This window comes from Aliiroseovarius sp. Z3 (assembly GCF_029105185.1).
GTDB lineage: Bacteria > Pseudomonadota > Alphaproteobacteria > Rhodobacterales > Rhodobacteraceae > Aliiroseovarius.
On record NZ_JAFMZK010000011.1, the window covers coordinates 70291 to 83107 of the forward strand.

Sequence of the window (12817 nt, forward strand, 5' to 3'; positions counted from 1 at the left end):
GGTGAGGTATAAGATGATGTATCGATTGACCAAATTCACCTTGGCCTGCGGCGCTTTCGTGCTGGCGCTGATCGGGGCTGCGCGCGCGCAGGACGGGTTCAGCATCACCATCAACGACGAACAATTCGCAGGCGATCCGGCGGTGCAGACTGCCGTGCGCAAGATCGACCGGTCGCTCGCCGCCGCAGATTTGCAGGTCAAGTTCGACGGGCTTGGTGTGGTGCCGCGCCTGACGCTTTTGGTGCTGAACGACACGCCGCCAAAACCCGGTGAAACGATCGCGGTGCGTAGCGAGCTGAACTATCCCGCCTTCGTCACCCGTGGCGAACTGCGCGTGATCGACCCAAGCGCCCTTGGCGGCGCGCGCACGGTTCTGGTTGCGCCGATAGCCCCCAATGGGGATGCGCGCTTCACCATGCCCGAGGGGCCCGATCTTCTGGTCGTGCATCGCGTTTATGACCAGTTCGGGCGCTATGACGAAACCAACCCGATCAACATTGCGCCACTGTCCGACGGCAGTGCGGAAACCACGGAAGCGGAGGCTGGCGTCGACAATGCCGCGCGCCGCCGCATTCCCGTGCGCGGGGGTGCCGTGACCGTCAGCGGCAGCAGCGTTGCCCCCGGTTCCATGGTGCGAACCCTTGGCGAAGAAGTTAAAGCCGACCGTTCGGGCAGCTTCGTCATTCAGCGTATCTTGCCCCCTGGCGATCACCCCGTCGGCGTGCGCGTCGCAGGCGCCGCGCCGGGCTATATCGAGCGCGAGATCTCGATCCCCAACACCGAATGGTTTGGCACGGGACTGATCGACCTGACTTTCGGGCGCAAGCTTCAAGGCGGGGTAGGGGCCGCAGGGGGCTCGTTTGATCGCGACTACGGCTATGGGCGCATCGCGGGCTATGTCACCGGCAAGACCGCGACCGGTTGGGATTTGACCGCGCGCATCGACACCGGCGAAGACGAGTTCAAAAACCTGTTCAGCGGGTTGGACAAGAAAGACCCGCAATCGCGTGTGCGCCGGATGCTGATCGAAGACGGCTATCCGACCTATGGCGATGACAGCACGCTGATTGACGGCGCGCCGTCGGATGGCAAGATTTATCTGAAGCTGGCCAAGGATGGCAGCCATATCCTGTGGGGCAATTATAAAAGCCAGATCGAAAACAGCACCTATCTGCGCAACGAACGCACGCTGTATGGCGCGCAGGCGCTGTATCGGTCGCAAGCGCAAACCCGCAACGGTGAAAGCCGTCTGGCCGCCGAAATCTATGCCGCCAGCCCCGACCGCTTGCCCGGACGCGAGTATTTCGACGGCACCGGCGGGTCGATCTATTTCCTGACGCGCGATGATCTGACGCTTGGCTCTGAAACCGTCTCGGTCGAGCTGCGCGACAGACGCACGGGGCGGGTGATCGCCACAACCCAGCTTGTCTATGGCGTGGATTACGAGATTGATTATAGCCAGGGCGTCGTCACCCTTTCTGCGCCCCTGAGCGGTTTTGGAACCTCCAGAAATCTGATCACGGAACCGGGCGGCGATCAGGTTTTGCGCCTTGCCGTGCAGTATGAATACACTCCCAGCGCCACCGAAATTGACGGTGTTTCCTATGGTGGACGGGTGGAAAGCTGGGTCAGCGACAGCGTGCGGGTTGGGCTGACGGGCATGGTTGAACAGACCGATATTGCCGACCAAACCGCGATTGGTGGCGATGTGCGTCTGCAATTCGGCGAAGACAGCTTTGTCGAACTTGAATACGCCGAAACCGAAGGTCCGGGCTTTGGCTCGTCGATCAGTTCGGATGGCGGGTTGATCGTGACGACCTCGACCACCGCGGGCACCGTGGGCGGCACCGGCGAGGCATGGCGGCTGCGCGGGCAGGCTGAATTTGCCGATCTGGGCGTGGATATACCCGGCCGCGCGACCGGCTATTACGAAAAACGCAGCGCGGGCTTTTCCACGCTGGACTACCAGATTGTCAATGACGAAGAGCTTTGGGGTGTCACGCTGGAGGTTGAACCGACCGAACGGCTTGCCTTCCGCCTATACGCCGACGACTACAAGGACAGCACCGGCAAGACATTGACCGAGGTCGGGGCAGAGTTGACCTTCAAGGCATCTGAGCGGATCACGCTGGATTTCGGGGTCGAGCATCTGGATCAAGTCACCCCCGGTGGCGATGCGGATGAAACCGGAAGGCGCACCGACGCGGCGGTTCGTCTGACCTATAAGGTCAGCGACGACCTAAGCTGGCATATATTTGGCCAGCATACGTTAAGCCGCGCGGGCGGGCTTTTGCGCAATGACCGGTACGGCGCCGGGGCCAGCCTGCGCTTTGCGCAAAACTGGACAGTCGAAGGCGAAGTGTCCGACGGCACCCGTGGCATCGGCGGCAAACTGTTGCTGACCTATCAAAGCGATGGCTATGACAGCGCCTATTTCGGCTATGAGCTTGATCCGGGGCGAGAGTTGTCAGGCATCGATCTGACCGGAGCCGACAGCGGGCGGTTCGTACTTGGCGGCAAGCGTCAGGTCAGCGATTCAGTCAAGCTTTACGGTGAAAATACCTATGACATCTTTGGCCGTCACCGGTCACTGGTCAGCGCGTATGGCGTCGAATACGCCCATAACGAAGCGCTCAGCTTTTCGGCGGGGTTCGAGACGGGTCGCATCAAAGATCGCACCGAAGGTGATTATGACCGCAATGCCTATTCCGTGGGCGTGCTGTATGACGACGGCAACGCGCTGAGCTTTGCGGCCAAGGCGGAATTCCGTCGCGACCGGGGTGTCAGCGCGGGCACGATCCGCGATGCGGATGCGTGGCGGGTCGCGGCGTCGGGGCAGTACAAGTTTAACGAAAGCCACCGGCTGGTCTTCTCAGCCGACCACACCAATGTGGAAAGCGTCAGCCCGACGCTGGACAATGGCGTCTATACCGATGCAGTGCTCGGCTATGCCTATCGCCCGATCAACCATGACCGCCTGAACATGTTGTTCCAGTATCGCTATTTCCACGACTCGCTGGGTCAGGTGATCGACCAGACCGGCGAACGCGGCCAGCGTCAGGAAAGCCATATTTTGTCTTTGGACGTGGAATATGACCTGAACCGCTTCTGGACAATCGGCGGCAAGCTGGGTTTGCGCAAATCGGTATCATCGCCCAGTGCCGGTGTCGCCTTTCAGCAAAATGATGCTGGTCTGGCGGTGTTGAATGCGCGGTATCATTTTGTGCATAAATGGGACCTGCTGATTGAAGCCCGCCATCTGGAAGCCAGGCAGGCGGGACTGTCGGAAACCGCATTCCTTGGGGCGGTCTATCGTCAGATCGGGGACAACGCCAAGATCGGTGTCGGGTATAATTTCGGCAGTTTCAGTGATGATCTGACCGACCTGACCTATGACGATGAAGGCGTGTTCATCAACGTCATCGCCAAGTTCTGACGGTCGGCAGTTGTACTGGTTCCAAATGATTGGGCAGGTTTTGTTGTTACTCAAGCTACTTTCTTCTCCTGCCGATTGGATTGGTTTTTTTGATTTTCAGCATATGTATTGCGGCTAGCGGTGGGCTAGCAAGGACGAGGTTTAGGCGTTTGCGATTGTAAAACTTGATCAACCTGCCGACACCAGCCTTTGCGTCAAGCCGTTTCGCAAACGTGCAAGCAGAAGAGTTCGTGCTTCAGCGCCCACCATAACCGTTCCACGAAGATGAGATCGATTAATCGACCATTTCCGGCGATCGAGAGAAAGCTGTATTGAAACGCTAAAGAATAAGGCTTGGTTGCTGACTTTTTCTTCGACGCTGTATTCGCGACCATCATAGTCTTGGTCTGCTTAGTCTGCGATGTGTGAGTTCGAAACTTAAATCGTAATGCACGCCTGATGAATGTCGGCAATGTGTGAGCCGGCGTTGCATTGAGCAGCTGTGGTTAACGACAGAAATGGGCCGGTCACGCTGGTCTGTCATGTGCATCGGTCGCTGCGTTGAGAGGCAAGACAACTGCCTATCACCGTCATGGTCGTTTCGTGCGAAATCAGTTTAAGGGTTCGAACCGGACATTCGCGGTTTGACCACAAACATCCGGTTCGTGGTGAATTGGGTCAGTTTATGACGCAAAGGTCAAGTTCGTCTGACGTCCTACAGAAAGTGTGGAACGTCACGAACCTTTGACTCTCTTGGAAGCCAAAACTTCAAGAAACCGGAAAATCACGCCATTCAATTCTGACCCAAACGTCAAGCATTTCTGACCCAGCACATAAAGCGGCCTTTCGTTGATGCTGCGGCGAAGGTCTCGACTGAGCCCCAGACCTACAAAATTCTGCAACGCGGTGAATGTCTGCTTTTAGACCCATAAACAGCTGCATCAGTTCGTGATTGACAGATTCATATCCCGCCGGTTATGAGTAAATCATAACTAAAGGGCTATTCGTCATGTCGCATCAACACGACACAGTCTTCCGATCACTCTCGGACCCGACCCGCAGGGCGATCTTCGAGCGCCTGTGTCTTGATGGCGCGCAAAATGTCCTGGCACTGACCGAACACGCCGGGATTTCCCAACCGGCCGTCTCGAAACATCTGGCTGTCCTCAAACAGGCAGGCCTGGTCAGTGGACGGCAGGAAGGGCGTCAAACCCGCTATGTCGCCAATGTCGAGGCACTGGCACCGCTTGTCGATTGGACGCGAACCATGAGCCGGTTCTGGGATGCCAAGCTCGACGACCTCGATGATCTTCTGAAAAGGATGGACCAGTGATGGAAACCGAAACGAAAACGCGCACGGTTGTCAAGGAACGCGTGCTGCGCCACGCACCGGGAAAGGTCTGGCGCGCGCTGACACAAAAGCACCTCATAGAGGAGTGGCTAATGAGAAGCGATTTCAAACCCGAGATCGGCCACCGCTTCGATCTGGAAGCCGAATGGGGCAAAGTGTCCTGTGAGGTTCTGGCCGTCGAACCTCTCAAGACTCTTTCCTATTCTTGGGCAGCGCATGGGCTGGAGAGCGTCGTGACGTGGACCCTGGCGGAATCCGCCACCGGCACGCATCTGAGAATGGAGCAATCGGGCTTCGGCCCCGGTCAGGACCAAGCTTATCACGGGGCCACTGCCGGTTGGACACAATTCCTTGACCGGTTGGAGGAGGTCATTGCCGATCTCGACAAGGGGGACGGCCAATGAACATTGTCCTCTGGATTCTTCAGGCGCTGCTGGCCCTGCACACGGCCATCGGTGCCGGATGGAAGCTCTTCAACTCTGAGCAGGCCGTGCCGACTCTGACCGCCCTGCCTCACTGGGTCTGGACGGTCCTGATCCCGTTGGAACTGATCTGCGCCGCTGGACTCGTCATTCCGGCTCTCGCACCATCACTGGGATGGCTGGTTCCGGTTGCAGCCATCGGAATCGCTCTGGAAATGCTGGTGTTCTCCGGCGTTCACCTGCGCGCTGGAGCCGAAGACAATGGACCGATGTACTACTGGCTGGCAGTCGCGACTGTCTGTGCGGTGATCGTGCTTGGACGACTGTTCGTCGCGCCGCATTGAGACTGAAGGACAACAGGCATGACAGGCGATCCCAAGGTCAACGACCTGCTGAGCAAGAAAAACTGGAAGGACGAACGGCGCAAACTGCGCGACGTCATCCTCGACTGCGGCCTTGAAGAGCGCGTGAAATGGGGCTCTGCCTCACTTTGTGTGGTCAAACGGTAGCATTCTTGCCCGCAACAATTCTGGGCCGGCCCGACCGTACATGGCGCGTTTGAGGGTTTTCAGGCGGTTGATCTGACCTTCCGCCTGGCCGTTGCTCCAAGGCATCTCAATCGCGTTTTTGACCGCATCGAAGTCCCGGTTCAATGTGCGGGCAAAGCGCACGATCGGCACCAACTCGGTTTCGATTGCGTCGTCGATCCATGCAGGGAGCGGGCCTGCGTCGCGCCCACGCATGATACCGTTGAACCGCATGGCGAGGCTGCGCATCGATACGAAGGCGGGAGAGCGGGTCTTGAGAGCATCGACTTTACGCGCCTGATCCGAGGTGAGCTTGCCGCGCGGTTTGATGCACAGCGCGGCCGCGATGACCGGGGAGATCGCGTGCCCCGTTTCCGGGTCCCGAACCGGCTCCAGGATCTTGTGTTCTACCTTGGGATCGCTCGCTTGCTGTTCGGCTCTGCGCCAACCCGCCAGCAGCCGCTGCAAATGCGACTGGCTCCCCTCGTAACCACGCTCTTGGATCAGACTGAAAAGGGCGCTGCCAGTTCGAATGCCCTCCTTCCAGCTTTGGCTCAGGAACTCTTCAAAATACCATGGCGAACTCGGCTTCAAAGCGGCCCGCCTGCGGTCCGGTGGTGTTTCGAACTGCAGCCATTTCGCGATGCTGCGACGCGGAAACCCTGTTCGCCGCCCGATCTCGCTGCAGGAAAGTCCCTGATTTCGGAGCGCATGGATGGTGGTGAAAATCTCTTCCCGGGACGTCCTGTGCGCAAGGCGGGACTTCAAAAGGCTTCCGGCTGCGGTGATGTTGTCGGCGTCGGACAGCAGCGCCCTGCCGGTGGCACGGCCGTGAAGGTTCATCTGCTCCTCGATGGCCTGCCGCAGGTTTTGCACGATATGGAACCGGTCGGCGACCTGCTTTGCCTGCGGTGCCCCTTGCCGGGCAGCCTTGGCGTAGAGACCGCACCGATCTCTGCTGATCACTTCCACCTCGGGGTGTCGCTTTAGCCAGTTGGTGCAGGTGACGACATCTCGATCCTCGAGGATGTCGATGACCACGCGACGCTCCAGATCCACGATGATCGTGCCGTAGGTTTGCGATTTCCGCCAGCTCCAATCGTCGATCCCGATGATTGTCGGCGCCTCGGTGGTGCCTTGAGCACACCTTTTCAGCTGCCTGAGCACCGTGTCATCGCTGACCCCAAGGCCCAAACGATGCAACAACCGCTCCGCAGGCCGTCCGCCTGTCGCATGCCCAAGATGGCCGACAATCTCCCCTACACGCGAAGTACGACGTGCAAATGGACGCGCAATCGAGCTGATCTGGTCCGAGAAAGTCCGGCGCGGGCAAGCAGGCGCCAAACATCGCCAACGGCAAACTGCGAGATCAACCGTTACCGCGTCTCCATGCGCGGGATAATCCTGCAGCCACCGACGCCGCCAGCCATGACGTCGGCGTGAATGCAATCCACAGTCTGGGCAAATGCCGTTGGGTGCCAAGACGCCAGATACAATCCACCCGCCGGATTCACTTCGTTCAACGCTTTGAACTGCAACATCGCTGCCCGGCGACCAGTGCTTCTTCGAACTCACAACTATCCCTCCTGAATTTTCCAGTTTCAGGATAGTTGCGCCACACAAAGTGAGGCAGAGCCGATTTAAGGGCAACGCGACACGAAGGGTCTAATCCGTGAAGTGACGGGGCAGGGACGGTTTCGGATGTGGAGTATTGCGATTTAGGCCGACCAGCGGCCAGTCGAAATCTGTTCCAGTTTCGAGCGCTCTGATTACAGATTATCCTTTATTGCATCACCCCAAAGTCAGCACCATCTCCTCCGAGAGCGACAAGTCCGGAATATGCAGGTTCTCAGGTGCCGGGCCTTTGCGAATGCGCCCAGCCGCGTCATAATGGGAACCGTGACAGGGGCAGAACCAACCCCCGAAATCCCCCGCCCCATCCCCCAGAGGGACACAGCCCAGATGGGTACAGACACCGATCATGACCAGATATGCCTCGTGACCCGCAATGGCCCGGTTCTCATCGCTTGCCAGCGCATCGTCGGGCAGATTTGGGTTGCGCGCCGAGCTGTCAGGCAGGTCAGAGACCGCCTGTGCCCGAGCCTGAGCCATTTCTGCCTCCGTTCGATGACGGATAAAGACAGGTTTTCCGCGCCAGTTGACGGTCAATTGCGTTCCGGGCGCGAGATCGGAAATATCAACAGTGATCTGTGCCAAGGCGCGGACATCGGCGGAGGGGTTCATCTGGTTCACCAGTGGCCAGAGCGCAGCCCCTGTTGCCACGACCCCTGCCCCGGCCGTTGCGTAATACAGGAAATCCCTGCGGGCGGTATTCTCTGACGCTTCCATCATCGGGCATGTGTCCGTGCCTCCCGCGCTGGAAGGTCAACACGCGAGATGTAACGTTTTGTCAGCGCACCTCTCTACGGATCATCAAACAGGCCTTGTCGGCGCATTAATGGTGCGGGCCCGCGCCTTTTGCCATCATGAGGTGGTGCTCCTGGTGATGCGCCCCGATGGTCATCAGACCAAAGAAACCAAGTCCCTGAATCTGCGCGGCATCGCCATCGACACTGAGCGCCACGCCATCTTCTAAGTCCTCTGTCACAACGTCCCAGCCGGTCTCGGCCGCGAGAAAGGGCGCATGGGCGGGCACCATGGCGCGGATGGCCTCGAGAACACGGGGGGTGCCCCGAATCTCGAACCGGGCCCCTTCCGGCCGCAGGGTGCGGGCGACCACGGCCTCTTGGGTCAGAAGGTCCATATCGACCAGATGGCGGCGCAATCCGTCAATATCGACCCGCTCCCAATCCGTCTCGGGATCGGCCTGCAGGATCGTTACGATTTCCGCCAAGGCGGCAAAGGCCGATTGCCCGGTTTCCTGCGGTCCGCCCATGTCGTGACCAGCCGCGGAATTGGCGTGCTGCGCGGCCACGGGTGCGGCCATCACTATGGCAAGGACGAAGGGAATGAGACGCATGGACAGGTCCTTCAATGGGGTGGTGTCATGTTTACGCTAGCAGGGGCGGATGCATCGTAATATGATTTCAATCATATGTTGCCAAACCCCTATGATCATATCCCGAGCTCAGCCCTGCGCCCAATCTCCGGCGCGGTTGGAGATACCGTATTTCACCAAGGCGACCCCACCCACGGTCTCTATGTCGTGCAAACCGGGCGCGTGCATCTCGAGCGGGTCGGTCCAGATGGCGAGCGGTTCATCATCCACCGTGCCCAAGCCGGAACAAGCTTTGCCGAAGCTTCGGTGTTTTCGGAGGTCTATCATTGCGACGCAGTCATTGTTGAGGCCGGGGCGCTGATCCGGATCGACAAGGCTTCCGTATTGGCCGCTTTTGCCGACCCGGCATTTGCCCGCGCCTATGGCCGTCAGGCGGCTCAACAGATACAGGCGCAGCGACAGATGCTGGAGATCGTCGGCATTCGGCGCGCAGAGGACCGGGTGATGGCAGGGTTGATCGCAGGCTTGCTCGAAGGCTCCATCGTCGAGTTTGCCGCTCGGTTACAATTGAGCCATGAGGCGACCTACAGGGCGCTGCGAAAGCTTGTGCAAGACGGACGGGTCATGAACCCGTCCCGCGGGATCTATCACCTGCACCCATGACCTGATCAGCTGTGGCTCGCGAAGACCGAGGTCGCGCCGTCGGAGCCAACAAGCAAGGTGTCAAAAGCGTCACCGGCCCCGGGACCGCCCATGCCGGGCGAACTCATCGGCATGCGGGGGACAGTCAAACCGCGCGCCATCGGTTGCTCTGCTAGCAGCCGCGTGATGTCCGCGGCAGGCACGTGGCCCTCGATAAAATAGTCGCCCACGACCGCCGTGTGACATCCAGCAAGTTCCGGTGCAATTTGCAGCCGATCTTTGAACGCATAAAGCGCATCCTGATCGACGTCCTGCGCCTCGACCGCGAAGCCCGCTTGCCGGACATGATCGACCCAAGCGGTGCAGCATCCGCAGGTGGGGGTTTTCAGGACTTTAATGACCGGTTCCGTGTTGGCCAGTGCTCGCAGGGGGAGTGTGGCAGCCGCTCCGGCCAGCAAGAACGTACGTCGTTTCATCATGTGTTCCTTTTTGAGTTACCCGAGACCCTAGAACTGTGTTTTCGAGAGTCCAGAGGCTGTTCCTGCTCTGTCGGCGTGAGGGTGGATGTATCCAGGGCGTGTCCGCTTGCTGGCCCGCGAAGGGGCTGGATCAACATCCTGTCGACCCAGAGGTCGCGCGTCGTGCGAAACTGCTCGATACTGATCGTCATTCCCTCGTGGCCCTTCGCGGGCTGGGCTACGTAAGTACCCATGAGGCGGTCCCACCACGGCAGGTTGAAGCCGTAGTTTGAGTTGGTTTCGCGCGGATCGACAGAATGATGCACGCGGTGCATGTCGGGTGTGACGACGATCCATCTGAGCCACCGGTCGACCGGTCTCGGCAGGTTGATGTTGGCATGGTTGAAGAGGGCAGTGGCGTTGAGGATGATCTCGAACAACAAAACCGCGACGGCGGGCGGACCAAGCGCTGCCACCAGGGCGAGCTTGATCGCCATCGAGATGAGGATCTCAATCGGATGGAAGCGTAATCCAGTGGTTGCGTCGAAGTCGAGATCCGCATGGTGCATCCGGTGCAGGCGCCACGGGGCCGGGACGGCGTGGAACATGACATGTTGCAGATAGATCGCCAGATCGAGCAGCAGCATGGACAGGATCACAGCCAACCCGAAAGGAGCCTCGATAATGTTGAACAGGCCCCAGCCCCGCTCCTCGGCCAGGACCGCCAGACCGACGGCCAGGATTGGGAAAGACAACCGGAGGATCGCCGTATCGATCACGACAAGTGCCAGGTTGTTCGACCAACGGATGACACGCGGAATGTCACGCCGCCGACGCGGGGCGGCGAGTTCCCAAAGCGCCATGGCGGCCAGCACACTCAAAAACGCCGTCAGACGAATCTCCGGCTCTGCGGCTAGTATTATGTCCATCACAGTCTACGGCCCTTCTGTGTTAGGGCTTGGGTGCGGATGCGCATCTCGCACATCAGTCTTTTCTTGCGCAGCCTTTGCAGCCGCTATCTGGACTATATCAAGATCCCGCGCGTGGCGCTCGTCGAGACACTCTGTTTCGAGCTGCAGCGTGACCATGTGAAACCCATGCTGTTCCGTCAGCCGCCGATAGGCCCTGTTCAGCAAATCCGCGGCCTCGGCGGGTGACTGATGGCGGATATGGGCGGAAAACGCGTGTTTGCCGCTGGTCAGCGTCCAGGCATGCACATGGTGAACATCCAGAACCCCGTCCTGCCCGTTCAGGTCCGCTGTTACAGCGTCGAGATCCGTTCCCTCGGGCGTGCCTTCCATGAGAATGTGGACCGCTTCCTTGATTACGCCCACAGAGGCCCAGAGGAGAACCACCCCGAACGCCATGCCGAGAATCGGGTCAATCGCCAGAAAGCCGGTGAACTCGATCACAAGGGCGGTGACGATGATCAGGAGGCTGCCGACAAAGGTCTGGATGATGTGCCAGAGCGCGCCACGGGCATTCAGATCGTCCTTGCTCGATTGCCACATCAGCGCCAGAGAGACCACTTCCGTGACCAGGCCCCCGAAGGCGACCCAAAGCATGGGGCCTGTGGCCAGGTGGATCGGGTCTCCGAGCCGCATCGCGCCCATCCAGATCACCAGAAGCGCCATGCCGAGAAGAAAGCCGCCATTCACCAGCGCCCCGATGATTTCGGCGCGGTACCATCCGAAACTGCGCGTCGAATCCGCTGGACGGCGCGCAATCCGCTGCGCGGTGATGGCCACGAGAACGCCGCCAACCGCCGACAGGGTGTGAAACGCATCCGACAGGACGGCAATCGAGCCAGTCCAGAGCCCGACGGCCAGTTCAATCACGAAGTAGACGCCGGTGAGCCAGGCCGAAATCACAAGGGCCTTGCCGGAACTCGGCATGTGCCCGGCGTGAGAATGACTGGCCATATCAGCTCTCCTCCCGTTGTGTACCGGTCTTTCGCGTCGCGGCGAAGAGAACCGACAGGCCGGTAAAGCCACCGAGCGCAAGCGCGGTCCATGTGGCAGTGCGGGCATCTCCGTTCAACGCCTGGCTGCCCATGTGAGCGAGCAAAAAACTCGCTGGAATAATCCCGGCCATCGTGGCCAGCGCGAACCTCCAAAGATGCAGCTTGCTCAGACCTGCGGCGTAACTGATCATATCGAAGGACAGAAACGGCAGCAGGCGACTGCCGAAGACCAAGAAGGTCAGAGTGTTCTGCGATCCGAACAGGCCTGTGTTAATCTTCTGACCGAGATGACGCTCAACGAAGGGACGACCGAGACCGCGGGCCAGACCAAAAGCGGCAAGCGCACCGAGTTCCGCGCCAAGAACGACAAAGAGTGTCCCGAACGTGTGCCCATAAGCCGCTCCGGCGGCGAGTGCGATCGGCGCCGAGGGCAGGGGGCTTGCGACGATAGCGATTGTCATAAGCGCCACGATAACAATTGGTCCGGCAAGACCTGCCGCCTCGATCCAGCGGTCAATTTCCGCGCGATCAGGCAGGCGAATGTCAACGCCAAGGACGTCCGGGAAGGCCAATGCGACGACTCCCATCAGGAACACCGCAATAAGAAGGATGCGCATCATCATGGATCAAAACACGGCATAGAGCAGAACGAAGAACGTCGCTGCCAAAAGGTCAAAGGCCACGCAGAATGGAATATACCAGTTCGGAATCCGGGCGAGACGATAAGAATTGTGGTGTGACATGTCCCAAAGGGCGTGCAGGGCCAAGCCCAAGGGAAGGAAAGCCCAATGCCATATCAGCCCCAAAAAGGCTGCCGAGCCGAACAAAAGGGCGACGGCGAGCTCTGCCCAGAACACGCGCGCTCTGCCGTCCGCGGCGCCAAAGCCGATATAGGCACCGCCAATCAAAGCAAGCGTGATCGAAGCAAGAGCTATCGAGCTCTTTTCATCCAAAAACAGGTGAGCCGGCATTGTGAGCAAGACAAACAACACACCAACCCATACGGGAGATTTCAAGATATCCCCGTGTCGATGGTGCGATACGTGATCGCCTGTCTTTTCGAAAATCTGTGCCATGGCT

The 12817-nt window shown here is 59.3% G+C and carries 15 protein-coding genes; 6 read left to right on the plus strand and 9 right to left on the minus strand.

Annotated elements, in window-relative coordinates; translation table 11 throughout:
* Nucleotides 1-16: 16 nt before the first annotated feature.
* From J3R80_RS16680 to J3R80_RS16700, 5 genes are all read left to right on the plus strand, one after another.
* The gene (locus tag J3R80_RS16680; protein ID WP_275394917.1) at nucleotides 17-3436 is read left to right on the plus strand and encodes a hypothetical protein; all 3420 of its coding nucleotides are present in this window, start codon (nucleotides 17-19) and stop codon (nucleotides 3434-3436) included.
* Nucleotides 3437-4424: 988 nt separating this feature from the next.
* Nucleotides 4425-4748 carry a metalloregulator ArsR/SmtB family transcription factor gene (locus J3R80_RS16685; protein WP_275394918.1) on the plus strand — a complete coding sequence of 108 codons (324 nt, stop codon included), beginning with the start codon at nucleotides 4425-4427 and terminating at the stop codon, nucleotides 4746-4748.
* Nucleotides 4748-5170 carry an SRPBCC domain-containing protein gene (locus tag J3R80_RS16690; RefSeq protein ID WP_275394919.1) on the plus strand — a complete coding sequence of 141 codons (423 nt, stop codon included), beginning with the start codon at nucleotides 4748-4750 and terminating at the stop codon, nucleotides 5168-5170. The genes J3R80_RS16685 and J3R80_RS16690 overlap by 1 nt, the downstream gene beginning before the upstream one ends.
* On the plus strand, nucleotides 5167-5532 hold the full coding sequence (locus J3R80_RS16695) for a DoxX family protein (RefSeq protein WP_275394920.1): 366 nt from the start codon (nucleotides 5167-5169) through the stop codon (nucleotides 5530-5532). The genes J3R80_RS16690 and J3R80_RS16695 overlap by 4 nt, the downstream gene beginning before the upstream one ends.
* Nucleotides 5533-5550: 18 nt before the next feature.
* Nucleotides 5551-5697, plus strand: coding sequence for a hypothetical protein (locus J3R80_RS16700; RefSeq protein WP_275394921.1), 147 nt, complete (start codon nucleotides 5551-5553; stop codon nucleotides 5695-5697).
* Here J3R80_RS16700 and J3R80_RS16705 read toward each other — a convergent pair.
* The 4 genes from J3R80_RS16705 to J3R80_RS16720 form a co-directional block, all read right to left on the minus strand.
* On the minus strand, nucleotides 5674-7164 hold the full coding sequence (locus J3R80_RS16705) for an ISL3 family transposase (protein WP_275394992.1): 1491 nt from the start codon (nucleotides 7162-7164) through the stop codon (nucleotides 5674-5676). The two genes, J3R80_RS16700 and J3R80_RS16705, sit on opposite strands and share 24 nt — an antisense overlap.
* Nucleotides 7092-7256: a hypothetical protein gene (locus tag J3R80_RS16710; protein ID WP_008335458.1), complete on the minus strand. Its 165-nt coding sequence runs from the start codon at nucleotides 7254-7256 to the stop codon at nucleotides 7092-7094. Before J3R80_RS16710 ends, J3R80_RS16705 begins: the two co-directional genes overlap by 73 nt.
* A gap of 250 nt (nucleotides 7257-7506) precedes the next feature.
* On the minus strand, nucleotides 7507-8067 hold the full coding sequence (petA, locus tag J3R80_RS16715) for a ubiquinol-cytochrome c reductase iron-sulfur subunit (RefSeq protein ID WP_088652793.1): 561 nt from the start codon (nucleotides 8065-8067) through the stop codon (nucleotides 7507-7509).
* 103 nt (nucleotides 8068-8170) lie between these two features.
* Nucleotides 8171-8695, minus strand: coding sequence for a hypothetical protein (locus J3R80_RS16720; RefSeq protein WP_017468346.1), 525 nt, complete (start codon nucleotides 8693-8695; stop codon nucleotides 8171-8173).
* 186 nt (nucleotides 8696-8881) lie between these two features.
* On the opposite strand from J3R80_RS16720, the gene J3R80_RS16725 reads away from it, so the two are divergent.
* A complete protein-coding gene (locus tag J3R80_RS16725) occupies nucleotides 8882-9337 on the plus strand; it encodes a cyclic nucleotide-binding domain-containing protein (RefSeq protein WP_254702075.1) in 456 nt (151 codons plus the stop codon).
* A 5-nt stretch (nucleotides 9338-9342) separates the two neighbouring features.
* Here J3R80_RS16725 and J3R80_RS16730 read toward each other — a convergent pair whose 3' ends face one another.
* From J3R80_RS16730 to J3R80_RS16750, 5 genes are read right to left on the minus strand one after another with little or no spacing between them, the layout of a single operon-like run.
* Nucleotides 9343-9795 carry a DUF411 domain-containing protein gene (locus J3R80_RS16730; protein ID WP_012187045.1) on the minus strand — a complete coding sequence of 151 codons (453 nt, stop codon included), beginning with the start codon at nucleotides 9793-9795 and terminating at the stop codon, nucleotides 9343-9345.
* Complete coding sequence (locus tag J3R80_RS16735) at nucleotides 9792-10703, minus strand: sterol desaturase family protein (protein WP_275394993.1); 912 nt, start codon at nucleotides 10701-10703, stop codon at nucleotides 9792-9794. The genes J3R80_RS16730 and J3R80_RS16735 overlap by 4 nt, the downstream gene beginning before the upstream one ends.
* Before the next feature lie 6 nt (nucleotides 10704-10709).
* Nucleotides 10710-11696 carry a cation diffusion facilitator family transporter gene (locus J3R80_RS16740; protein ID WP_012187043.1) on the minus strand — a complete coding sequence of 329 codons (987 nt, stop codon included), beginning with the start codon at nucleotides 11694-11696 and terminating at the stop codon, nucleotides 10710-10712.
* A 1-nt stretch (nucleotide 11697) separates the two neighbouring features.
* A complete protein-coding gene (locus J3R80_RS16745) occupies nucleotides 11698-12360 on the minus strand; it encodes a VTT domain-containing protein (protein ID WP_275394922.1) in 663 nt (220 codons plus the stop codon).
* Nucleotides 12361-12363: 3 nt separating this feature from the next.
* Nucleotides 12364-12813: a DUF6010 family protein gene (locus J3R80_RS16750; RefSeq protein ID WP_012187041.1), complete on the minus strand. Its 450-nt coding sequence runs from the start codon at nucleotides 12811-12813 to the stop codon at nucleotides 12364-12366.
* Nucleotides 12814-12817: the final 4 nt, after the last annotated feature.